General features: G+C 59.9%; 16 protein-coding genes and 2 pseudogenes. 8 read left to right on the top strand and 10 right to left on the bottom strand.

The window, feature by feature from the left end; all coding sequences use genetic code 11:
* Positions 1-440: 440 nt before the first annotated feature.
* Positions 441-2,279 (bottom strand): enoyl-CoA hydratase-related protein, encoded by a 1,839-nt coding sequence (locus tag Q3C01_RS42335; RefSeq protein WP_458151265.1) that lies wholly within the window; start codon positions 2,277-2,279, stop codon positions 441-443.
* A 995-nt stretch (positions 2,280-3,274) separates the two neighbouring features.
* Here Q3C01_RS42335 and Q3C01_RS42340 point away from each other — a divergent pair.
* Positions 3,275-3,505: a YjiS-like domain-containing protein gene (locus Q3C01_RS42340; RefSeq protein WP_458151279.1), complete on the top strand. Its 231-nt coding sequence runs from the start codon at positions 3,275-3,277 to the stop codon at positions 3,503-3,505.
* 961 nt (positions 3,506-4,466) lie between these two features.
* Here Q3C01_RS42340 and Q3C01_RS42345 read toward each other — a convergent pair.
* From Q3C01_RS42345 to Q3C01_RS42375, 7 genes and pseudogenes are all read right to left on the bottom strand, one after another.
* Positions 4,467-4,652, bottom strand: coding sequence for a hypothetical protein (locus Q3C01_RS42345; RefSeq protein WP_458151266.1), 186 nt, complete (start codon positions 4,650-4,652; stop codon positions 4,467-4,469).
* Positions 4,653-4,941: 289 nt separating this feature from the next.
* The gene (locus tag Q3C01_RS42350) at positions 4,942-6,678 is read right to left on the bottom strand and encodes an adenylate/guanylate cyclase domain-containing protein (protein WP_458151267.1); all 1,737 of its coding nucleotides are present in this window, start codon (positions 6,676-6,678) and stop codon (positions 4,942-4,944) included.
* Between the two features lie 519 nt (positions 6,679-7,197).
* Positions 7,198-7,632 (bottom strand): extracellular solute-binding protein, encoded by a 435-nt coding sequence (locus Q3C01_RS42355; RefSeq protein WP_458151268.1) that lies wholly within the window; start codon positions 7,630-7,632, stop codon positions 7,198-7,200.
* Between the two features lie 134 nt (positions 7,633-7,766).
* Positions 7,767-8,693 carry a LysR family transcriptional regulator gene (locus tag Q3C01_RS42360; protein ID WP_458151269.1) on the bottom strand — a complete coding sequence of 309 codons (927 nt, stop codon included), beginning with the start codon at positions 8,691-8,693 and terminating at the stop codon, positions 7,767-7,769.
* Positions 8,694-9,115: 422 nt separating this feature from the next.
* Positions 9,116-9,948: pseudogene (locus Q3C01_RS42365) on the bottom strand (ABC transporter permease).
* Positions 9,949-9,980: 32 nt separating this feature from the next.
* Positions 9,981-10,922 carry an ABC transporter permease gene (locus Q3C01_RS42370; protein WP_458151270.1) on the bottom strand — a complete coding sequence of 314 codons (942 nt, stop codon included), beginning with the start codon at positions 10,920-10,922 and terminating at the stop codon, positions 9,981-9,983.
* Positions 10,923-10,968: 46 nt separating this feature from the next.
* A complete protein-coding gene (locus tag Q3C01_RS42375) occupies positions 10,969-12,480 on the bottom strand; it encodes an ABC transporter substrate-binding protein (protein ID WP_458151271.1) in 1,512 nt (503 codons plus the stop codon).
* Between the two features lie 226 nt (positions 12,481-12,706).
* Between Q3C01_RS42375 and Q3C01_RS42380 the strand changes: the two genes are divergently transcribed.
* The 5 genes from Q3C01_RS42380 (at position 12,707) to Q3C01_RS42400 (ending at position 19,000) form a co-directional block, all read left to right on the top strand.
* Entirely contained in the window at positions 12,707-13,915 is a 1,209-nt protein-coding gene (locus Q3C01_RS42380) for an ROK family transcriptional regulator (protein WP_458151272.1), read from the top strand.
* A 323-nt stretch (positions 13,916-14,238) separates the two neighbouring features.
* Entirely contained in the window at positions 14,239-14,490 is a 252-nt protein-coding gene (locus Q3C01_RS42385; RefSeq protein ID WP_458151273.1) for a sugar phosphate isomerase family, read from the top strand.
* On the top strand, positions 14,487-16,082 hold the full coding sequence (gene ggt, locus Q3C01_RS42390) for a gamma-glutamyltransferase (protein WP_458151274.1): 1,596 nt from the start codon (positions 14,487-14,489) through the stop codon (positions 16,080-16,082). The genes Q3C01_RS42385 and ggt overlap by 4 nt, the downstream gene beginning before the upstream one ends.
* A 48-nt stretch (positions 16,083-16,130) precedes the next feature.
* Entirely contained in the window at positions 16,131-17,741 is a 1,611-nt protein-coding gene (locus tag Q3C01_RS42395) for an ABC transporter ATP-binding protein (RefSeq protein ID WP_458151280.1), read from the top strand.
* Positions 17,742-17,770: 29 nt separating this feature from the next.
* Entirely contained in the window at positions 17,771-19,000 is a 1,230-nt protein-coding gene (locus Q3C01_RS42400) for a Gfo/Idh/MocA family protein (protein ID WP_458151275.1), read from the top strand.
* Between the two features lie 472 nt (positions 19,001-19,472).
* Here the strand turns inward: Q3C01_RS42400 and Q3C01_RS42405 are convergent.
* A pseudogene (locus Q3C01_RS42405) lies at positions 19,473-19,812 on the bottom strand (hypothetical protein).
* Between the two features lie 1,030 nt (positions 19,813-20,842).
* A complete protein-coding gene (locus Q3C01_RS42410) occupies positions 20,843-21,085 on the bottom strand; it encodes a hypothetical protein (RefSeq protein WP_458151276.1) in 243 nt (80 codons plus the stop codon).
* A 210-nt stretch (positions 21,086-21,295) separates the two neighbouring features.
* Between Q3C01_RS42410 and Q3C01_RS42415 the strand changes: the two genes are divergently transcribed.
* Both Q3C01_RS42415 and Q3C01_RS42420 read left to right on the top strand, forming a co-directional pair.
* Positions 21,296-22,330 (top strand): putative 2-aminoethylphosphonate ABC transporter substrate-binding protein, encoded by a 1,035-nt coding sequence (locus tag Q3C01_RS42415; RefSeq protein WP_458151277.1) that lies wholly within the window; start codon positions 21,296-21,298, stop codon positions 22,328-22,330.
* 187 nt (positions 22,331-22,517) lie between these two features.
* Positions 22,518-23,479 (top strand): ATP-binding cassette domain-containing protein (locus Q3C01_RS42420; protein WP_458151278.1); only part of this gene is annotated, 962 nt, incomplete at its 3' end.

A 23,479-nucleotide genomic window follows, 5' to 3' on the forward strand; every position in this document is an offset into this window, starting at 1 on the left:
CTACGAAAAATAGGAATCGAATGCTCGACCCGCGTCGGCACGGTGGCCTTCATCGACTTCGGCGGCGCGCCGGCGACCTAATTGACAAGATTTTTTGTGGGGGCGAAGCCCGCCGATCTTCCGGTCGAGCAGCCGACGAAGTTCGACCTCCTGGGTAAATCGTGGCGAAGGCGCTCGGTCTCACCGTGCCGCCCTCGTTACTCGTCCGCGCCAGCGAGGCGATCGAATAGAGATGCGGTTTGCTGCGGCGCATGAGTCCGTATCTGGCCCATCACGTCATTTGGTTGCCACGCGGTGAGTGGGTCGCTTTCGAGGAAAAGCAGACATCGAGCGCCAAACGCTGCTGCTGGGGGCATGACCAATTCTCCAAAGAGACTGCGCAAGCCCGGCTGTGCGATTTCATCCATGGGCCACGAGGAATTCGCTTCAGCCCATTTCGACTAAGCTTGAAGCAAGGCCCCCACGCGGACTGTGTGCCCGAAAAGAACTGAAACTCGCGCTCTCGTCGTCGCTGCGGTCGGAACAGACGCAGCCTTCGGCGGAGTTTCTTTGAAGACGAAGCGGCGCCGGGCTTCGTGATATGAGGGATTGGCTCCGAAGAAATTGACCGTCATGCGCTCCAACTCTTCTGCACGATAATTCGCCAGCGGCTTGATACTTTCGTCTTCCATACGTCCCTCATGCTTTTTTCGGAGGAGAGCGCGAAATTCCGGGTTTGCGGCAAGCAGCCTGGCGCGGTCTCTTATCTCTGCTTCAAAGCTTCGCGCGTCTTCGCCGAATACCTCGTCGAGGAAACCGATATCGCGCGCCGCCCGCGCTCCGATTGGTTCACAAGCTTGCGTCAGCTTCAGAGCCCGCGCTTGCCCCACTCTCTTTGGCAGCAAGTATGTCCAATATTCCGATCCATAAAGCTCGCCCATACCTCGGTAATGCGGGTTGAGGACGACTCCCGAGGCCGAATAGATGCGATCCGCCGCTAGCGCCAGCATAGCGCCACCAGCACCAGCATTGCCGCGCAATCCGGCGATGACGAGATGGGACATGGTATTGAGAATCTCGAGGACCAGATCGTCGATCGCGTTTATGTTGCGCCAGGATTCCTTGGCCGGGTCATTGCTCGCCTCAATGACGTTGAGATGGATGCCGTTCGACCAGAAATCGGCGCCGCCGAGCAATACGATGACTTTCGTCGGCCGCGAGCGCGCGAAGAGAAACGCGTCGCGTAATCTATAGCACTGGGCAGTGCTCATCGCGCCATTGTAGAAGTCAAAGGAGAGGTAGCCCACATTACACTCTTCTTCATACACGATCTCGCGGAATGTGTGGTGGTCGGTGGGCAGGTTGATCGCAAGTGGAGCTTCGGGCACCCCACGCAACAGCGAGCCCAACACCTGCGTCGCTGGCAACTTAATCCCAGATAAGGAGCAAAGAGGCGAATTACATGATCGACGCTCGAAATTCGAATGTACAGCACGGCACTCTGCCTTCTGGGGCGCGTCTTCACCCTTCGCTTTGAGATGTGAAATCCATACGGCGCCGTCGATCGTGCCGATGCAGATTGCTCCGTCGCGTCGCGCGATAATCTTGCCCGTCGGACCTTTGAGGCGATCTTCAACATGAGCGCCATAAAGAAAGCACGTTTTTCCAAGCAGCGTATCGAGCACCCCGGGGGTGCTGTCCGCGGCGCTTATTTTTACGACGATCTCCATCGTCGAATTCCGGCTCCAGTCAATCGCGCGATCACTTTGGCGCATTGTCGGCCGCCAGCAACCGATTACATCTGCGCTACTATAGTCAAGCGGTTCGGGCCTGAACTGTCGCAACTGGAATTTTTCAACAGCCTCCAGGACTGCCCGCACGGCCGCTTTGGTGACCTGCCGGCGGTACACGCTGCTTTTGGCAATCGAGGAGCCGGAGAGCGCAAAGTTGCGCGAAGCCCAAATCGCGCCTGCATCCATTTCCGCCGTCGCCTGCAGGACTGTCACGCCCCACATCGTCTGTCCCGTCATGATTGCCCAATCCAGTGAGGACGCGCCGCGGTCGCCTTTCACGCCAGGATGCACGATCAAACAGACGTGTTTGGACCAAATGGCCTCGGGAATCTTTCGTTTCAGCATAGGCGCGATGATGAGGTCCGGCGCGTGTTGCCCGACGGCGTCAAGCATCGCCGATTCGCTGATGGCGAGTGCGACATCGACAATATGTCCGAGCTCAGTCAATTCGATAGATAGTCTCTGGCTGAGACTGTTATGCGCTGTGGTGAGAAAAAGTATTTTCATCGGTCCAGCTTAGGCGTCGAGCCGTCTCCTGTTCGCCAATTAATTAGTGCCGAAAGCGACCCGGCCCTCTTGGTTACTTCACAACAAATGCTTCGAGCGCAATGTGAGGAAGTTCACGGTCCCGAATGTTCCAGCTCGATCAGCCGTGGGGAAACCGCTGCGCAGCCTCGGACGCATCCGGTCGGGCGCCTCCGAGTGGCGGCCGATCAACGGCCCATAGCCACCGCCCAATGTGAGTCCTGCCATGGCGCCCGCGCTGCTGTCACGGCCGCCAGACCAAGCGGATCAGTCGGCGCCAGGATGTCCGAGGCCACGAGCCCCTCCTGAGATTCGTGCGCTGCGCCGGTCTGGGCTGACGACCACTTTTCCTCAAGCCGCCGAGATCGAGCACTAGCCCGTCGCACAGGGCGCGACCGGCCCAATCGTGCCCACCCGCCACGTACCGTCAGCGAAAGGTCTGCAGAACGAGCGGCTGCGATTGCCAATCGAATGTCCTGCAATGTACGGCAATGAACCACAGCGCGCGGCATGCAGCCGACCGGCTTCGCCGTTGCAACCGCGTATCGAGCATCGCCCGGCCCTGGAACGCGCCCCGCAAAGCTGTCCGGTGAGTTCTCGCAATGCGCTTTCGATCAGTTCATTGGCAGCGGTACCCCGTGCCCGGCTTCATCGCCGGCAGGGTCAAACAAGAAACTCAAGTTGAATCTTGTTTTCGCCAGTGTGATTCCCTTTTCCAACGGCGTGCACCGCGGTCTGCGAAGCGTTTCATTAGGGCCCTTGCCGTCGCGATCGCCGACCGTGAGCTATTCACGATATTTGCACGTTTAGTTGATTGCTCTCAGGCCCATCTAAAGGAAAACTCATTCCTATCTAAAAGCCTTGGAGGCGTGCCGGTTGCAGGATGCGAGCGGAGAAAAGGGGGACCTAACCTCTTCGAGTGATGGGTCACCATGAGCATGCTAAGCAATACTACCGATCTATCCGCGACCCCGTATATGGTTCGGAGGTCAGTAAGACTTCTCACGCGCGGCATTTTTCGGATCGTCAATAACTTTGTCGCTGCCATTATCGCGCAGCGCGAACGCCAAACAGCCCGGACCATTCTGCGGAGTCTTTCGGACCGAGAGCTGAGGGATATGGGGCTCTCTCGCTCTCAGATCGCCGGTGGTTTGGCCGATGCCGCAAAGGATCGAGCGCGGCTTCAAAAGCTAGCTAGGCGGACATGACTCGGAACCGGCTTTGAGTCGGCACAGGATGACCCCGGCGCCCTCAGAGACGGCGGTGGTTTTCAGGCCGCGAGCTTTTGTGCGGATCCTGAACATCGCTGCTCTTTGTGTTTCCCCGCGGAACTCCCATTACCGCAGTCAATAGCGATGCTCGCTGCTGAGGTTTATGGGCCCGGTCTCTTAGGCACGCCGGGCCCGCTGTTTCAAGGTCGCCTCAGTTGGCGGCCTCTATCCTGCCATGTTGAGCATATCGTACGAAAGCGGCGCTGCAGCGCCTTTCGCCTCATCCCACGGCGCGCGCGTCCAGACATCTTGAGCGACTACTCAGGGAATCTTCTAGTGACGTAGCTGTTCCGAGATTTGCGTTGCTCGAGCCAAAGGCTGTGACGCTCATCTGGTAACGCTGGCTACCGCTGGGCGGAGCCGGCGGCTGATATGTCTGCAAGCCTTGCACGGGACGCTCTTCTGACCCGTATAAGGTACGACCCCGCCGCCATGCTTGCCGCTCGAATAGTCGAGATCATCCATATGGAATTGAAGCGATGTCGTTCCCTTTGGTACGCCTGAAAGCGCGATGACAGGTGAAGGACCGGCGCCGCACCAGCGGAAGCTCATCGAAAAAAGCAGATGCATCGGCTGTACCAAACGCGAAATACGCAGCTGCAAAAAAGGTAAAGCGAAAACGCATGTTCACCTCGATGTAGATATTCTGACCGATTTGCACTAGCCGGGCGATACGTTTAAAGCCGAGTTACTTGCCCATGCAAATGCACGCCTGCGCGCAGCGGAGCATGCCGAGCGCATCAGCATCATCTCTGCTTCGGTGTTACGGATCACCGGAGCTGGATAGTCAACGAAGACGCCGGGCAAGGGCTGCAAGGTTGCCGGTGTAGCGGTTGACCCACCGGGAAGAGGCCCAGCGTTGCACGCCAGTAACACCAGCCGATCGAGCATCCGCTGCCTACTGGTCGCGCAAGGTGCGAACGTAATAGCCGTCTCTCTGAACGGCTGACTTGATCTCGTCGCTAACCCTGAAAACTCTTCTTCTGCTCTTGCGCCACTTAATCCGAGAACTGATCATGGGGATCGCAGAGCCTTTGCTTACAACGAGCAGGTCGCATTTGTGATTGCGATAGACATCGTACATGTTTTCGCCCCCCGATCATTTTGAAGTAAAGTAAGAAATATGTTTCGGTCGTTTCGATCGACCCCAGCTTAGTATCTGGAATGGCTGTATGGGTTGTAAATGTGCAACGCGCGCGACTTTCTGCTTCAACGCGTTCACGCGTCCTGGTCTCGTGCGCACGTCACGAGCGGCTGCGCGAGTGCAGCGCGTTAAAATCTGAGATGCCATCGACGCCGAACACGATAGCTTTACTAGATTTGCTCACACTGAGTTATTCGCGGGGGAGAACGACCGACTACTGCCAATTGGACTAATAGGGTAGCTGGGCTTGCACGAGACCGTCCGTAAACCGAGCCCAGTCCCGCTCTCTAAGAAATGGCCAGCGTCTTAGATTGCGCATTCGGAAATCAGGGCAGGCTTGCATAAGACGGTCCGCTTCACGGGCTGCTTCCGCGACGGCTCCTGCGTGGGTACAACAGGTAATCAGCAGCAACAGACACCTTGGAATGTCACCGTGGATCTGATCGGAACGACGAGCCCATTCGACGGCAGCTAGATAGTCCTCGCGAAGGAAATTCCCGATCGACATGTTGTCCATGAACCAATTGTTCGCCGGGAACCGAGGATTGGCTTCCAAGGCGCGCTTACATTCGCGCAGTCCGGCCTCCGCATCGCCCGCATACATCTTCGTCATGCCGAGAAGATCGATCGCCAACGCGTAGTTGGGGTTCAGCTCGAGACTGCGCTTTGCCTGGCGAGCCGCCGCATCGAGATCGCGCTTGAGATAGAGAAGGTTCAAACCATAGACAAGATGCGCAAAATCGCTACGTCCGTTGAGGTCGGTCGCTTTGCGCGCGAACTGTAGCGCAATCGTCGCGTCGGCTGGCGAGACCTCCCGATACCCACAAACCACGTCGACCATGGCTCCCCAAGCCCGGATTGCGAGCGCCATGAAGTTGGTCGGATCTCTTTTCACCACAAGATCGATAAGTGTGACGGATCGCTCGTAATCAACCCGCCTCGAATTCAACAATATATGTCCCGCCTGACCCATCAACTCCTCGTTGGTCTGCTCCTCAAGCGAGCGCAGGCGTGAGCGTTCTGTCTCTCGTTCATAGATCTCGTAGCGCAGCGCTGAGCAGATACGAAAAGCCAAATCATCCAAGGCGTCGAATGTGGTCGCTACATCTCCATCAAAATGCTCCGACCAAAATTGTTTTTTCCACCGATGATCGAGAAGTTTCATGGTGACTCGAAAACGAGAGCCAGAGGTCTGAACGCTGCCAATGGCGTGATAGTCGGTTTCATTGATCCCGGTAACCAGCGATATGCCGGTAAGATTCGCAAGCGATGACGCCACTGCTTCGTTCAGACCTCCCGCTAGCGGAAGAGCTTGCGTGTCACCGCCCAACACGTCAAACGGGGAGAGGGCCAGTGAAGGTTTCGCTCCGGCGGTTGCCGGCGGAGTGTCCCGAATCCCTTGCACGCCAGCCTTTGTGGTCACCAACGGCGGCGCTCCCTCTGGACGCCAATGGAAAACCGTGGTTGCTCGCGAAATGTTTTTCAGTCGCTGTACCCCGCCATTCTCGAATTGAATGTTGACCTTGCCATCGACTTCAGTTCTCACTTTGTCTGAGACGCAGACGCCGTTGGGCGGAGCGAGTTGTTCGAGGCGTGCAGCCAGATTGATTGTATCGCCGTGCCGATCGCCATCCTCAACAATCACGTCACCAAGATTAATCCCGATGCGCACATCGATGCGGCGCTCATCCGAAAGGCCGCTGTTACGCTGGAGCATGGATCGCTGCAGCTCAACCGCGCAACTTACGGCATCTACGACGCTACCGAACTCAGCGAGGAGTCCATCGCCCATTAACTTGAAAATGCGCCCGTGGTGTCTTGCGATTTCTGGCTCAAACAATTCCTTGCGATGCGCTCGAATCCTTTCGAAGGTGCCGAGCTCATCCGCGCTCATCAAACGACTGTAGCCCACGACATCGGCCGCCAGGATAGCCGCTAGCCGCCGTTCCACGCGTTCGCCGGTCACGATGTTTCCCCCGACAGCAACCTGCAACGGACCTATCAAAGCACAGGGTTCGAATTTCTACCAGTTGCTTGGATGGACGTCCGGGGAGCAAGCGTTAACGGCCGGTATGTCGATAGCGGACGAGAACGCGGACCTGGCAATATCGATGCGAACGACCCTGATCTGACCCTCGCCCAACAGAAACACCCTGTGCTTTGATACAGGGGACGGCATCTCGCGATCTTGGGGGGCCGTTGTGACCGACAATCGCGTGGAGCGGCGGCCCCCATTGGAATACCCAGTCCGGCCGCTTAGCCTTACTGGTTTGCGGACAAGGCGATCGGCGGCAGCGGACAACCATTGGCGCCACCCATCAGTCCGGTTTCGGCCCGCGTAGTGACCGCGGTGAAGTCCCGCGTGCCCTTCCAGCAGACCAAGACTCCTGCTCACCGTTATGGGATCCTGCCGAAGTTAGCCTTACTTTGCCGGCGCTGCTGCATATGCCTGAGCCTCCGCCCTCGCGGGTTGTCGTTCCAAACTTTAAACTCGTCCGGCGTGTACAATTTCGTTTTGCAATCTCGGTAAGTGCAATAGGACCACTGCGAGTAATAGTACGACGTCGGGATCGAGCTTGAAGGATGGATCGATCTCGGTGATCGGCTCGACGAAGCCGCCGAAATACATCTCCGCGACCCAGCCGCTGTTCATGATCAGGAGATCGTACTGGCCGTTCGCCGCACGGACGGAGTTGCGCTGCTTCTCCAGCGATCCCGCGAAGGGGTTGACGTCGAGCTCGACCTGGTTGCCGGTCTCCTTCTCGTACAACTCGACCATCTTGCGGAAGCTGTCGAACCAGGGCGACTGGTTGATCACGATGGTCATCGGCGCGACCTTAGCTGCCGCCGCGTATCGCCACGAGGCGGTGAGCCCGAGCGCGACCGCGCCACCTGCACCAACGATTTGACGGCGCGTCAAGCCGCGCCTCCCGTTTTTTCCCAGCATCTCATCCTCCCGCCCGCTCGGCCGTTTCCGGCTCTTTCGAACCCCAAGCAAAACAGGATTCTGGTATTCTTACAAAGAGATTGTTGTACCGCAGACATAGCCAAAAGCTATGCCTTGGCTTTGGCCTCTCGGCTTGCGGTCTCCGCTGCGCAAATCGCCTTCAGCGCGTTGATGATCCCCGCGGCCGCCGGCGACACCCAAGCGTCCTTGCGTGTGATCACCCCGGCGTCGCGCGTCAGCGCAAGCTCGGGAACATTGAGCATGACGAGGCCGTCGCCCTCCGGGGTCTGGAGCGTTTTGGACACTGTGGTGGCGAGCGCGTCGGACTGCCGGAGGACGTTGAGTTGAAGCGCGACCGATCCGCTCTCGAGCATACTTTTCGGCGGCGGCAGATCATTGGCGATGAACAGCGAGTCGAGCCGCCGATGGGCGCGCGTCGCATGCGGTGGCTTGATCCAGGGATATTGCAACAGATCGCTCATTTTGACCCGCCGGCGTTGGGTCAGCGGATGACCGCGGCGGCAACAGACGCCGAGCCGATCGGATGTCAGCGTCAGGGTTTCGAATTCCCGCCGGTCCTCGGGCGAGGGAATTTCGGCGACGACGAAGTCGAGTTCGGCTTGCCTCAGCGCACGGAGCAGCGACTCGTCGAAACCGGCCTCGACGCGGACGCGGATCGACGGATGGGCCGAGATCGTGCGCGCGAGCGCCGCCGGAAGATATCGTCGAAGCCACGTCGGGCCGGCACCGATCACGACGGTCCCGATGGCGCCGGAACGCTGCGCGGCAATCTCGTGACCGGCATCCTTCATCTGGACATGCACAGCCTCGGCGTGGCGCAGCAGCGTGGTCCCGAACGACGTTAGTGCCACGCCGCGTGGCAAGCGCTCGAACAATTTGACGCCGAGCTGCTCCTCGAGCAACTTGATGCTCTTGGTTAGAGTGGGCTGTGCAATATTGAGATCGGCTGCGGCAAGCGAGATGTTCTTGCGTTGCGCGACTCGGAGAAAATATTCGAGCTGTCGGAGGTCCATTGCTGCTCACGCTGAGGGAGATCTTGTCGTAGCTAACAACCAGGTGGCATGCGCTCGCTAAGTTCGCTCTCGCTTGCTTACACCAGTGGGGATCTAGCTTCTGCACCAAGGCGGCAGGCGTTATAGCCGATGCACGGCAGGACCCCAAAGAAGGGTAGTTATTGGCGTAAAGCAGACGCCGATTGATCAGCCTCGATCTTCTTGGCTGGAGCTAGCTCGAACTTCCTTTAATGGCTGAGAGCGAGAGTTAAATTGTTTCAAATAGTTAGGTGGGGTGTGTGCACCGGAAGATCAAGAAATTCTGTATCCGCTATTCCAAGCGAGCTCCGGAAATGGGGAGCGGGTGGTAGCCCCCCTCGCTGATCGCGGCGGCTCGCGGGCGAGTTCATGAAGCCGATGCGGCGCCCGGTTGCGTTGATAATCTACTGCCTGGGATTAAGTACACTATTCAGGCCATCACCGATCAGGTTGAAGCCGATTACAAGAGCGATGATTGCGAGACCGGGCCAGAATGCCATCCATGGCGCCTCGCTGAGGAACTGCCTGGCTACATCGAGCATGGCGCCCCAAGAGGGAGCCGGAGGCAACTGACCAAGACCAAGAAAGGCGAGGCTCGCCTCGGCCAAGACTGCAATCGCCATCGTGAGGGTCGCCTGGACGATTGTCGGTGCGAGCACATTCGGCAGTACCTGCCCGGTCAGGATAGCGAAATTACCAAGCCCTTGAGCGCGAGCTGCCGCGATGTAGTCCTCGGTGCGGACAACCAGTGTCTCGGCGCGTGCAACGCGGACGAAAACTGGAATCGCGGAAACGCCGATTGCGATCATCGCATTCTGGAGGCTAGCAGGAATGCGGCCAGCGCAATCGCGAGCACGAGAAACGGGCACGCGAGGAGAGCATCTGCAATGCGCGAGATCACCATATCGGCGACACCACCGAAATAGCCAGCAATGAGACCGAGCGGAAGGCCGATCATCACCGCAACAGTCACGGAAACCATGCCTGCGGCGAGCGATGCCTGTGTTCCGAAAATCACCCGAGACAGCACATCGCGGCCGAGGTCATCCGTGCCAAACCAATGCTGTGCATTCGGGGCAGCACGAATCGCCATCCAGTCCGGCGAATTCGGGTCATAGGGCGAGATCCATGTTGCGAACACCGCCAGCACGACGAAGAACAGGATGATCGCGCCCCCGATCATGGCAGACGGCTCGCGCAGCAAGCGACGAATTTCCGAGCGCTTGCCTGCGTGCATCTGAGCGGAGACCGGCGCTGTCTCAATCGTGCTCACGATCTGAGCCTCGGATTAAGCAGCACATAGGCCACATCGGCAATCAGGCTCATCAGGAGAAATACTGCCGCCGTACAGAGAACGACGGCCTGAACCACAGCATAATCGCGGCTGAACACCCCATCGACGACCATTTTGCCGAAACCGGGGATCGAAAAGACCTGCTCGGTCAACACCGCGCCGGCCAGTAACTCGCCAAATTGCAACGTGCCCAGCGTGACCACCGGGATCAGCGCATTCGGCAGTGCATGGTGCAGCACGATGGTGCTTTCGCGGACGCCTTTCGCGCGAGCGGTGCGGACATAGTCCTGCTTCATCGCCTCGATCATCGCGCTGCGCACATGGCGCATCATGATCGCCGCTGTGCCCGTGCCGAGCACCAAAGCAGGCATAAGCATCGAAATCAGGTTGCGGCCGACACTTTCAGAAGGCGGAACAAAACCTCCGGCCGGCAGCCAGCCGAGGTTCACCGAGAATAGAAGGATCAACATGATCCCCAGCCAGAAATGTGGAATGGAAAGTCCAGCGAGTCCGAAAAGACTGGCACCATAGTCGAGTGGCGTCCCGCGTCCCAGCGCTGCGAAGATCCCGATCGGCACCCCGACGAGTAGCGCGACCAGCATCGACAGGATCGCGAGCTCAATGGTCACCGGCAGTTTTTCCACCAGCATGGTGCCGATCGGCAGTCGGGTGCGGACGGAAGTGCCGAAATCGCCGTGCGCCAGGGCTTTTAGCCAGATGGCATATTGCACCGGAATCGGATCATTGAAGCGATACTTCTGCCGAAGATATTCGACGACCTCGGGATTGCGCTCTTCCCCGGCCAGCGCCAGCGCCGGGTCGCCGGGTAGCAGCTTCTGCAAACCGAACACCATCATCGACACGAGCAATAAGGTCGGTAGTAGGACGGCAAGGCGACGCAGAAGCAGGGTCTTCATTGGAGCAGATTGGTCCTCACCTGAGGAAAGCGCGAGACGTTGCGCATCAATTCACTGGCTTGACACCCACCAGGCGCAAGAGCCCGTCCGGTACCATGACGATCCCACCGACCGATTTGCGGGCAGCAAAGAACCAGTTGGGGTGATAGAGGGGAATTGACGAGAGCGCCGTTAGGTAAATGTCAGTCGCTTTCGCATAGAGAGCCTTGCGCTTGGCTTCGTCGGCCTCGCCTCGCGCCTCAGTCAGGATCGCATCGAGATCCTTGTTGCAGTATTTGTTGACGTTCTGAGAGCCTGCGCAACTGAAGAATGCGACCAGTGTTGGGTCCGGGTCAGCACGGCCGCTCCAGTTGCCGATGTAGGCTTCGAAATTGCCGTTCATGTAGCGCTCGATAGCGGTGGTCGTTTCCATAGGCAGCAGTTTCACGTCGAAGCCGGCCTCGGCCGCCATCGACTGCATGATCTGTGCGACCCGGGAGTCGCCGGCCGTATTCTCGTACTGAATTTCGACAGGGACGCGGGTCATTCCGGCTGCGGCAATCAATGCCTTGGCTTTGGCAACGTCGCGAGCCGGCGCCTTGTGGGCTGTATCGTAGAACGGAGATGACGGGGGTATCATCTGATTGTCCGCCAGGAACTCGCCGTTGAAGGCAACGCGATTGATGACATTGCGATCGATCACAAGCTCAAAGGCCTGCCGTAGCGTCGCGTTCTTGCCAAGTGGTGTATCGGCCTTCGCGCCTGCGCCGACATTGAACATCAGATGCGAAACCGCAAGCCCCTTTCCGGAGTGCAGAGTGAGGTTGGGATCGTCGCGCACGGTCTTGAGATCAGTGGGCGCGACGCGTTCCGCGAGCTCAAGATCGCCCGCTCGCACCCGCGACAATCGCACGGTTGAGTCAGGCACGTAGTAGTAGACGACTTCGTCGTAGCCGACCGCTCCAGCGTTCCAGTAGCCAGGATACTTCTTGAGGCGAATGAGGTCACGCGACTTGCGCTCGACAAATTGATACGGACCCGCACAGACCGGCGCGGTTGCAAAATCGCCGGCTTTCTCCGTGGCGGCCTTCGGAGATACCATCATGCCGGCACGATCGCTGAGATTGGCAAGTAGAGGCACGAATGGTTCCGACAGATTGAACTTGACCTTGTCGGCCGCAAGGGCCTCGACGCTCACGATCGGCGCCAGTTCGGCCTTGCGCTTCGAATCCGGCATCGTCTTCATGCGCTCGATGTTGAACTTGACCGCCGCCGCATCAAACGTGGCGCCATCGTGGAACGTGACGTTCTTGCGCAGTGTAAAGGTGATCGACTTGCCATCCGCGGCCCACTCCCACGCCTCTGCCAGCTGTGGCACGATCTTGAGGTCGGGGGAGATATCGACAAGCTTGTCGCACAGCGCCGCAAACACGAACCGGCCGGAATAAGTGCCGCTGAGTGCCGGGTCGAGCGCATCGGGATCGTCCTGAATGCCGACCCGCAGTGTTGCGGCGCTGGCCGAGACAAGGCCCGATCCGATCATCAGAATTGCCGCCAATGCCGTCCCCATCCGCTTCATACGGAATTCCTTCCTTCCAAGGCTTCTCTATCGAGGCTCTGCTGTCGACGGAGGAGACAAGCACACCAATCTCAATTTGTAAACATGTCGAACGAATTAGCCTTTGGTACGCAATAATGTTGTACGAAATGCCCCGTTGACGACGACAAGACCGCTCCTATTCCCTCTTGACGTGAGGGGTGTGTGATCGTTAGTTCGAGAAGCTGACGAATTGGATTGAGCTTATATGCAAGACGCCCCCTCGTCGCCCGTCGCGCGACAACAATCCGTGCGCCTAGTCGTCGAGCGCCTGCTGCGTGATCGTGCGGTCTCGCGCGCCGAGCTCTCTCGCAGCACAGGCCTGTCCAAACAGACAATTTCCGAAGTCATGCGCGATCTCGAACGGGACGGCTGGGTGCGCGAGGACGGGCAAATCCAGGGCAGTGTGGGCAGAAGTGCAGTCACCTACGCGCTGCGGCCCGACGCTGCGTTCGTGCTGGGCGTCGACCTTGGCGGCACGAAACTGCACGTCGCGCTTGCCGATCTGCAGGGAGAGATCGTCGCCGAGAGCATCGAACCGACCTCCGGCGACGGTGGCGCTGCCGTGGTCACTCAGATCGGGCGCATGCAAGAGTCTCTTCTCCAGCGTGCATCTGTACCGGCGCAGCGTTTGCGTGGTGGCGTGATGGGGAGTCCGGGCATCATTGACCCGGCCTCGGGCAGCATCGTCATCGCGCCAAACATCCCCGGACTGGATAGCCTGGATGTGCGGGCTGCATTGCGCGAGCGACTCGGCATCGACGTCGCGATCGAGAACGACGTCAATCTTGCCGCGATCGGCGAGCACTGGCGCGGCAACAGCCGCAACGCCCGCAGCTTCGCCTTCATCGCCGTCGGCACCGGTATCGGCATGGGCATCTTTTCGGACGGATATCTTGTGCGCGGCGCGCGTGGCGCGGCGGGCGAGATCGCTTACCTGCCACTTGGAGGCGACCCCTACGATACGCGCGGTCTCCGGTTGGGCACGCTGGAAACCGCAATCGGCAGCGTCGGGATTGTCGAGCGCTATCTCGGACTTGGTGGTGTCCCAGGCGGCACGGCGCGCGATGTCTTCGATCGGCTCGAGACCGACGAGGCGGCACGAATAACAATCGACGAGGTCAGTCGCATCCTTGCGAGTGCGATTCTGGCCGTGCACAGTATCCTCGATTCAGAAATCATCATTATGGGTGGTAGCATCGGCGCGCGGCCCGAGTTGAAGCTGCGGATCGATGAGTATCTCGGACGATGCATGCGCGAGCCTGTTCGTATCGAGCTCAGCGCGCTCGGCAATCGCGCCACGCTGATCGGCGCAGTCGGTAGTGCGATAGACCTCGTGCACCGCTCGCTGTTTGGCATCGGCAGGGACGCGGGCCCGCTAGCACTTCCCGCGATGGCGGCAAATGTTGCGGCATGACAGAATATCCGCCGAGGATTGAGGTTGTCGGCAATGCGGATGCCGTCGCGGAGCGCGCGGCCGCAATTGTCGTCGCCCAGCTGCGCGCTCGACAGCCGGTTACTCTTGGTCTTGCGACCGGCGCAACAATGACGCCGCTTAATGCCCTTCTTGTCGCCGCGACACGCGCCGGCCTGATCTCATTCCACGCGGCATCGAGCTTCAACCTCGATGAATATGTCGGCGTCGCACCGCAATCGCGGGGAAGTTTCCATGCTTACATGCAGGAGCATTTGTTTCGGCACGTGGATATGCCGGCCGAAAGGGCCAGAGTCCCTGACGGCATGGCCAACGACGTCGCCGCCGAGGCGATCACAATGGGGATCGCGACGATCCTGGACGCGCGAAGGATCCCTCTGGTTGCAGCAGGGCCGGAGAAGGCAGCCGCAGTCGCGGCGGCGGTCGAGGGCTCCATTGGGACGGCTTGCCCCGCATCCGCACTTCGGCTGCACAACAACGTCGATGTCCTTTGCGATGAATCGGCGGCCGCCGCGCGTGTGAATCGGCCTCAAACCAACGAACGGAGAAGGGCATGAGCTGGGGACAGCGCGATTTCATGGTGCCGGGACGCTCTCTGGCGGTCGGCGACCGGGGCATGGTCGCGGCCTCTCACCCCGCAGTCACGTTGGCTGCGGTCGAAATCCTGCGTAGCGGCGGCAACGCCGTCGACGCCGCGATTGCTGCGATCGCCCTTCAGGGCGTCATTGATCCGCACATGACCGGCATCGGTGGTGACTGTTTTGCGATTTATGCTCCCGCTTCAGGCAAACCCGTCGCCATCAATGGTTCGGGCAGAGCGCCGGCGAAGGCAGAGCTGGGCTGGTTCCGGCAATTGGAATTGGCGTCGATTCCTGATGACACGCCCCATGCCGTCACAGTTCCCGGGGCGGTCGATGCCTGGTGCCGACTCTCCGCCGATTATGCTTCAAAAGGTCTGGACGAGATTTTGGCACCGGCGATCCGCGCGGCCGAGAAAGGCTTCGTGGTGACTCCGCGCGCTGCCCTGGACTGGGCACGCTATGCCAATCGCATCGAACGGCATCAGACCGGTGTGCCTATATATATGCCCGGTGGCGCTGCGCCCGTCGTCGGCGCAAAGCTTAGCCATCCGGCCCTCGGCGCAACGTTGCGTCGGATCGCTCGTGAGGGACGAGCCGCATTTTACGAAGGTGCCATTGCTGAAGAAATCGTCTCAATTTTGAAGGCGCTGGGCGGACTGATGGAGCTCGAGGATCTGGCGAGTGCCCGGTCGGAATACGTGACGCCTATCAGTGCCGACTATCGTGATCACCAAATCTGGCAATGCCCGCCGAACGGGCAAGGCGTGGCAGCGCTGTTGATCGCCCGAATCCTGGCCGGCTTCGACATGGCCGATCCCGCGCTCGGCGACGCGGACCGCATCCATCTTCTTGCCGAGGCGACCAAGGCGGCTTACCGTCAGCGCGATGCGCTCGTCGCGGATCCCTCTTTCCGCCCGTTCGATATCGACGCACTGCTCTCGGAGGGATCGGTCGCGACCTTACGCTCCCGCATCAGGCGCGAGTGTGCGAGCGCACCGACCAACTTCGACATGCCCGTTCATCGTGACACAGCCTACGTTGCCGTCGCCGATCGCGACGGCAACATGGTGTCTCTCATCAATTCGCTGTTCTTTGCTTTCGGAAGCGGCATCTACGCTCCTCGCTCGGGCGTGCTATTGCAGAATCGAGGCTCGGGATTCGCGCTCGTCGATGGGCACCCCAATGCCATTGCGCCACGAAAGCGTCCATTCCACACTATTATTCCTGGTCTATTGGCAAGGCGCGACAAGCCGGTCATGGCTTTTGGCGTAATGGGCGGACAATATCAGGCGACAGGACATATGCAGATCCTGAGCGGCATGCTCGACCGCGGTTGGGACATTCAGCAGTCCTCGGATGCACCGCGCAGCTTTGCATTCGACGGTGCGCTGGCGCTCGAACCCACGGTTCCCGCCTCGGTCGCTGATGATTTAGTCGGTCGCGGCCATCGTGTGATCTGGGCCGACGAACCCTTGGGAGGCTGTCAGGCCGTACACATCGATGTGTCCCGGGGCGTCATGTTCGGGGCGTCGGATCATCGCAAGGATGGCATCGCGTTGGCGGCGTGATCGGGAACGAGGATGGATCGCAATGTTGGATCGGACAAAATGAACGACATGGTCGAACCGATCCTATCTATCGAACAGCTGACACTGGCGCTCCCCGCCGGCGCTGATCGTAGCTTCGCCGTCCAAGACGTCTCCCTTGCCTTGCACGCGCGACAGATACTCTGTGTTGTCGGCGAGTCCGGCTCGGGCAAATCGGTCTGCGCCTCTGCCGCGATGGGCCTGCTGCCGCAAGTCATCCGCCCAGTCGCAGGGGCCATTCGGTTCGAAGGGCGCGATTTGCTGAGGCTGGCGCCCAAAGAATGGCGGACGTTGCGCGGGCGGCGTATTGCGATGGTCTTCCAGGAGCCGATGACTGCGCTCAATCCTGTTATCAAGATCGGTGATCAAATCATGGAAGCGTTCGAGGCGCACGAGCAGCTCACGCCGCGTGAACGGCAGGTGCGCGTGCGCGCACTCCTCGAGGAGGTGGGCTTGCGCGATCTGGACCGAATCATCCGCAGCTATCCGCATCAGTTGTCGGGCGGGCAACGTCAGCGCGCCATGATAGCAATGGCGCTGGCGCTCGAGCCGTCCGTTCTGGTGGCAGACGAGCCGACAACGGCGCTAGACGTCACCACACAAGCGCAAATCCTTCGGCTCATCCGCGACATCCAGCGGCGGCGCGGCATGGCGGTGCTTTTCATCACTCATGATTTCGGCGTCGTCGCCGACATAGCAGACCGCGTCGCGGTCATGGAGAAGGGGCGGGTCGTTGAAGAGGGGCCGGTCGAAAACGTTTTAAGGCGCCCAAAGGATCCCTATACACGTCGGCTGCTCGCGGCCATACCCAGCGGGGTTCCGCCAGTTCGGGCGCAAGTCACGGACGAGCCAATTGCCTGCGCCACGACCGGGCTTGCAAAGACGTACCGAGGTGGCGCGTGGTTCGGGGTGCAGACCGAGGTCGCGGCCGTCAAGGGCGTGAGCTTCGAAATCCGGCGAGGCGAGACGCTTGGCCTGGTCGGAGAATCGGGCTCGGGCAAGAGCACGATCGGACGCTTGGTGATGCGTCTCACCGACGCCGATGCAGGGGTGGTCCGCATCGGCGAACTTGATTTCTCCGAGGCTCGCGGAGCGCGTCTGCGGGCCGCTCGCAAGCACATACAAATGATTTTCCAGGATCCGTTTGCCTCGCTCAATCCGCGCCGCCGCGTCGGACGGACCATCGCCGACGGTCCAATTGCGCACGGGGTTCCGGCAGCACAGGCCTTCGCTCGGGCCGAGGAGCTTTTGGCCCTCGTCGGGCTCGATCCGGCCGCAGCGCGCCGCTTTCCGCATGAATTTTCCGGTGGGCAGCGCCAGCGAATCGGCATCGCGCGCGCGCTGGCGCTCGACCCAGAGGTATTAGTCGCGGACGAACCTGTATCGGCGCTCGACGTCTCGGTCCAGGCGCAGGTGCTCGCCCTGCTCGAGACGCTGAAGGAGAAGCTGCGGCTGGCGGTGCTGTTCATCACCCACGATCTCAATGTCGCGGCCCAGGTCTGTGATCGGATCGCCGTCATGCGCCTTGGCGAAATCGTCGAGATCAGACCGACCGCAGACCTGCTCAATCGGCCGGAGCATCCTTATACGCAGGCATTGCTGGCCGCGATTCCGGGGCGGCAACCCAAAGTGCCGAACTGATCCCATGCCATCATTGAAAGAGGTCTGATATGCAGAAGCTTACCGAACTTCCGATACTGCGTGTCGGGCTCATCGGTAGTGGCTTTATCGCCGCGTTCCATCTGCAGTCCATGCTCGGCGTCCGCAATGTCAGCGTCGGCGGCGTGTACAGCCGCTCTGCTGAGCGTCGTGAGCGTATTGCGGACAAGGCGCGCAGTCTTGGCCTTGGACAGGCGCCTGTGTTCGGCAGCATCGAGGCGATGGCCATGTCCGGCGAGGTCGATGCGCTTTGGCTGCTGACGCCGAACGACACTCGTCTCGACATCATGCGCGAGATTCACCGTGTGACCAAGGCTGGAGCTCCTCTGCGGGCCGTTGCCTGCGAAAAGCCGTTGGCTCGTACCCTCGCTGAAGCGCGGGAAATGCGCAGGCTCGCCGAAGATGCCGGCTTACTCCACGGTTATCTGGAGAACCAGATATTTTCGACTGCGGTGATGCGCGGCAAGGACATCATCTGGCGGCGGGCCGTGCCCGGGAGCGGTCGCCCTTATCTCGCTCGTGCGACAGAGGAGCATTCCGGGCCGCACGAGCCGTGGTTCTGGCAAGGCGAAAAGCAGGGCGGCGGCGTGCTTTCCGACATGATGTGCCATTCGGTCGAAGTCGCGCGCTTCATGTTGACCGCGCCCCGTGCAAAGCGCGGGTCCTTGCGCCTGATCAGCGCAAGTGCCACGACGGCCAATCTCAAATGGACGCGGCCTCGCTATGCCGCCGATCTCAAGACGCGAATGGGCGTCGACTTTGCGAAGCGTCCTGTCGAGGATTTCGCGCGCGGCATCCTCACGATGGAAGATGCCGATGGGCATCAATTGATGATCGAGGCGACGACTTCCTGGGCCTATGTCGGCGCTGGCCTGCGTATCCAGCTCGAGTTGCTCGGCCCCGAGTATTCAATGGAGTTCTCGTCACTTTCGACTGGGCTCAAGGTCTTCCTGTCGCGCACGCTCACCGGGTCGGAAGGCGAGGATCTCGTCGAGAAGCAGAATGCCGAACAAGGCCTGATGCCGGTGGTCGAGGACGAAGCTGGCATCTACGGTTATACGGACGAAAACCGTCATATGGTCGAAGCATTTAGGCTCGGTGCGAGCCCTAGTGAGACCTTCGATGACGGAGTCGGGGTTATGGAAATGCTCATGGGCCTCTATCGCTCTGCGGAGCTCGGTCGGAGCGTGCATTTTCCGGATCCTGAGCTCGAACACTACGTGCCGCTAGTGGCTCGGTGACGGTAGGACACCAGCGTGCTAGCGTCGAATGAGTGAGAGCCGGTGATACAGCTTAACTGACGGGGCCACCGTTCAGCTCAAAGCTGAATTTAGGGCAGCTTTACTGTACGCAAGTAGACGAGCTCAGGAGCCGTTATCCCTAACACTCCACTGGAGATAGAGATCAGCTCCTGAAGGCGCATTCGTATCTTTTGAAAGGCCTCCAGGCTCGAGCGAGCCCCGCGTTTGTGAACTTGCTCAGGAGATCTTCCAAAACGTGGTACGTTACTAGGAGCGTATAGAGCCCGTGCGCCCAGCTCGACTCGGTGCTGCCATAAAAGGTCCGACGAACAAGCAGCTTGCGTGCGAAGTTTATCGCCTCGGCCCTCTTCATCCCCGCCTTGGCAGACATTTCAACCGCGACCTGGAAGAACTCGCTGCGGACGGCAAGAACTACCGACGAGATTAGCGAATGATGTCGTTTATTGGCCCATCAGCGAAGTGGCGGCAGTCTCAATGAGGTCCGTTCCGTGGGGCGTAGCGCGCTTGATTTGCTCGCGTGGAGTTCTTCGCATTTTGACGATTGAGACATTGGCGCGGGGCTTCTGTCCCGCGCTTGGGACCACGGCGGCTCTTCGCTTTCCCCGGCTGGCCGTGGTGGATCGTGACGCCGCCCTTTATCGGTGATCCGCCACCCACCGTTCAGGCGCTCAACTAGACCTTGAGAAAAGATATTCAGAACCGGTACACGAGAAGCTAGGCGTTTGGTACGCTCGGTCTAGTCGCTGCCGCTGGTTGGCCAAAATCGCCATGTCGCGCTTGAGATCGGCCATCACGGCGAAACCGCCGGGATGGCTCACCAAAATCTTCAGGACGGTGAGCGCTTATGGAAGCACGGCCTGCCGCGGCAGAGAATACGCTGGGGCCAGTCCCATTCGTCAGGGGTGCCCCTGCAATTCGCGGTCGAGAGGAGCCGGTGTCGCGAACGCCGCGAGCGACGGCGCGCCTCCCGGCAGCGAGTACGGGCGAATGCCTCCTAACGAAACTGGGGCGCCCCTTCAGGTGTGGGGACCTTCGCCGCGTGCAGGTCAACTTTGGATATCTCTGAGGTGAGCCACGGCTGGGCCTCCAGCCTAAGCGAAATTTCGCCAGGTGAAGCTGTCGGGCCTCTCGCATAGACGACGGGAGGAAGCCGAGGCGCTCTAGCACAAGCCGCACTTCCTCAATGCCATCGAAGCCGAAGGAAAGCTGTTCTTGCGGCGGGGCGCGCAACAATATCGCAACGAATTGGGTGAATGACCGTGAACAAAACGGGACGGAAGGCCACGGTGAGAAAAATCAACAACTTAGAAGACGTTCACTACGTTCGGGACGAAGGGGCTGCACTCGTCAGATCGCGACTTGAATCGAATGTTGGTATCGGTGGTTGCGCCTCCCCGATTTGAACCTATTGATCGATGACCTTGTAGTCGCAGTTGACCCCCGAAAGTCAGAGTGTGCGCGTGTTCAGTTATCAGGCATCGCAACGACTATGATCGTGCGACGAATGCCCATTTTCGGTCAGATAAGCCCAGTGGTGCGACCAGTAAGTCATTGATTGTTCTGAACCCGTGGCTGTCTCTTAATCAGCGGGTCCCAGGTTCGAGCCCTGGTGCGCCCACCAAGCTTTTCAATAGCTTATGGGTCTTTCGCGGTCGTCATTCCGACGGGCGGTTCGTGGCTATTCCGACAAACCGGCTGCCTTTGTTCTTTGTTCTCGCCGCTTCTTCGTGCCCGAAATTAGCTGTTTCCGTGTGCGTTTCGCATAGGTCGGCAGCTGCCGCGATGACCGGTGGCGGCCTGCGGCTCTGAGCTCAGCGTCCGTTAGATCGCTGTCTGCCCCCTCGGTAAAACCGCCGTGGCGGAACGGGGTGACAGTTCTTCCCGCAGACCGGCGGCGCGAACGATGTTTTTCACGACCTCCCGCAGGTAGCGAAGATCCTGCCTGGCTGTGATCCATGGCAGCTGGGTAGGCGACCTCCGGTGCTCATGGTCGCGCCGAAAGACGAGCCCGGTGACGATGGTCTGCCTGATGTCGTCGAGTTCTGCCATCAGCTCGGGAAACAAGGTCTCGCCGGGAGATCAAGAAAGTCCTACGGGTCATTTCGTCTGCGCGTTTTCCGCGAGGCGTCCCGAGCACCATCGTGTTTCGCGATGGACGATTTCCGCATCGAGCATTCCCACCTTGCGATGCAGGGCCTAGCGTTCCTGGGTGCCAGGGAGCGCATTGAGCGGGGAACCATGACAAAACATCTTACACTTTCGGAGCGCTGTCGGGTGGATCGGCGCTTGCTACTCGGTGTTCTCGCCGGGTTTGTGCTGGCAGGCACTGCTTCCGTTGCGGTTGCCCAAACCGCCAAGGAAACCATCACCGTTTATACCGCGCTGGAGAAGGAGCAGCTCGCTCCGTACAAGGCAGCCTTCGAAAAGGCCCATCCCGACGTCGAGATTTCCTGGCTGCGCGACAGTCCGGGTATCATACTTGCGCGCCTGCTTGCCGAGAAAGATAACCCGCGTGCCGATGCCGTCTGGGGCGTGCCGCTGATGCACCTCGTCAGTCTCGAAAAGCTTGGCATGCTCGAGCCTTATGCGCCAAAGGAGTACGAGAAGCTGAAGCCCCGCTTCCGCGATAGCAAGAACCCGCCGTCCTGGACCGGCATGGACACCTGGATGAGCCTGATCTGCTTCAACACGGTCGAGGCGAAGAAGCGCAACATTCCGGCGCCGGAGACATGGGCTGATCTTGCCAAGCCCGTTTACAAAGGCCAAATCACCATGCCCAACCCGGCTTCGAGCCACACGGGTTACATGGCCATCAATCACTGGAAGCAGTCGATGGGCGACAAGGCATGGTCCTTCATGGACGGACTGCACGAGAACATCGCGCTCTATACCCATTCCGGCTCGAAGCCTTGCAAGATGGCAGCGACCGGTGAGTACGTGATCGGTATCTCGACCGATATCACCTCACCGCAGCTGAAGGCCAAGGGCGCGCCCATCGACATCATTTTGCCCAAGGACAAGACCGGCTGGGACATCGAGGCCACCGCCATCATCAGGGGCACGAAGAAACTCAAGGCTGCGCAGGCGCTCGCCGATTTCTCTGTGAGCAAGGAGGCCAACGACCAGTACAACAAGTTCATGGCGATCGTGGCCTATCCTGGCGAGTTTCCAACGCCTAAGGCCTACCCGTCAGGCGCGGAAGCGGCCATGGCCGATCAGGACTTGACGGCGAGCGCGCTCGACCGCGAGGCGCTGACAGCCGAATGGGTCAAGCGTTACGACGGCAAGTCCGAGCCGAAGAGCAATTGAAACCCTCGACGCGAGGGGCGACGGAGCCGTCACCACCAGCTCTCCTCCTGTTTGCCCGGCGCGCATGAGTTAAAAGCGCGCTGGGCCATCTGATGTCATCCGGATCCCAATGGTTTCTTCTTCGGGCCAAAGCACGCCGCTGCTCACGATCCGCGGCCTGGGCAAGACCTTCGGCCGCCATGCCGCATTGAAGGCGATCGACCTCGAGATACATGAGGGCGAGTTCGTGAGCTTCCTCGGGCCTTCGGGCTGTGGAAAGTCGACGCTGCTGCGTATCATCACCGGTCTGGAACAGCCGAGCGTCGGCGCGATCATTCATGACGGGCGCAATATCTCGGAGCTCTCGGCAGCCGAGCGCGGCTTCGGCATCCTGTTCCAGTCTTATGCACTCTTTCCGAACCTCACCGTTCGCCAGAACATTGCCTACGGCCTGACGGCGAGAGGGCAGGCTGCCGACGCGCGTGTGGCGGACTTGCTTGATATGGTCGGTCTGCCGGACACCGCCGGCAAGTATCCGTCACAACTTTCAGGGGGACAGCAGCAGCGCGTCGCTCTGGCGCGCGCGCTCGCGCCGAGCCCGAAGCTGCTCCTTCTTGACGAGCCGTTGAGCGCCCTCGACGCCAAGGTCCGCGTCCATCTGCGCGAGCAGATCAAGGACTTGCAGCGACGGCTCGGCATTACCACCATCATGGTTACGCACGATCAGGAGGAAGCGCTCTCCATGGCCGACCGTATCGTGGTGATGAACCACGGCACCGTCGAGCAGGTCGGAACGGCCGCCGAGATCTACAGCCATCCCGCGTCGCTCTTCGTGGCGGGTTTCGTCGGAAAGATGAACGTGTTGTCGGGACGAATATCCGGCATGCGGTTCATGCCGCAAGATGCGTCGGCTACGCTTGAACTTGCGTTAGGTGACCGTAATGGCGCGGCCAAACTCTGTGTTCGGCCCGAAGATGTCCAGCTCTCGGCTCTGGCGCGGACACACGCCATCAACGGCGCATCCGCGTTAGTAATTGCCGTGGAATTTCTCGGTGCTTTCACCCGCCTGCGCCTCGTTGTACCGGCCTGGGGCGGCGTGGAACTCACGGCGGAGGTTGCTGCCCGCCAGATGCGTGAACTCGCGATCGGGCCGGGAGCCGCAGTGTCGGT

The sequence above is a fragment of the Bradyrhizobium sp. UFLA05-109 genome, from assembly GCF_054185165.1.

What these genes read in the sequence shown, in the direction of transcription:
- ggt (WP_458151274.1), top strand. Translation starts at nt 14,487, where the DNA reads ATGAGCTGGGGACAGCGCGATTTCATGGTGCCGGGACGCTCTCTGGCG.
- Q3C01_RS42335 (WP_458151265.1), bottom strand. Translation starts at nt 2,279, where the DNA reads ATGAAAATACTTTTTCTCACCACAGCGCATAACAGTCTCAGCCAGAGA.
- Q3C01_RS42400 (WP_458151275.1), top strand. Translation starts at nt 17,771, where the DNA reads ATGCAGAAGCTTACCGAACTTCCGATACTGCGTGTCGGGCTCATCGGT.
- Q3C01_RS42340 (WP_458151279.1), top strand. Translation starts at nt 3,275, where the DNA reads ATGGTTCGGAGGTCAGTAAGACTTCTCACGCGCGGCATTTTTCGGATC.
- Q3C01_RS42380 (WP_458151272.1), top strand. Translation starts at nt 12,707, where the DNA reads ATGCAAGACGCCCCCTCGTCGCCCGTCGCGCGACAACAATCCGTGCGC.
- Q3C01_RS42345 (WP_458151266.1), bottom strand. Translation starts at nt 4,652, where the DNA reads ATGTACGATGTCTATCGCAATCACAAATGCGACCTGCTCGTTGTAAGC.
- Q3C01_RS42385 (WP_458151273.1), top strand. Translation starts at nt 14,239, where the DNA reads ATGGCCAACGACGTCGCCGCCGAGGCGATCACAATGGGGATCGCGACG.
- Q3C01_RS42370 (WP_458151270.1), bottom strand. Translation starts at nt 10,922, where the DNA reads ATGAAGACCCTGCTTCTGCGTCGCCTTGCCGTCCTACTACCGACCTTA.
- Q3C01_RS42360 (WP_458151269.1), bottom strand. Translation starts at nt 8,693, where the DNA reads ATGGACCTCCGACAGCTCGAATATTTTCTCCGAGTCGCGCAACGCAAG.
- Q3C01_RS42375 (WP_458151271.1), bottom strand. Translation starts at nt 12,480, where the DNA reads ATGAAGCGGATGGGGACGGCATTGGCGGCAATTCTGATGATCGGATCG.
- Q3C01_RS42395 (WP_458151280.1), top strand. Translation starts at nt 16,131, where the DNA reads ATGGTCGAACCGATCCTATCTATCGAACAGCTGACACTGGCGCTCCCC.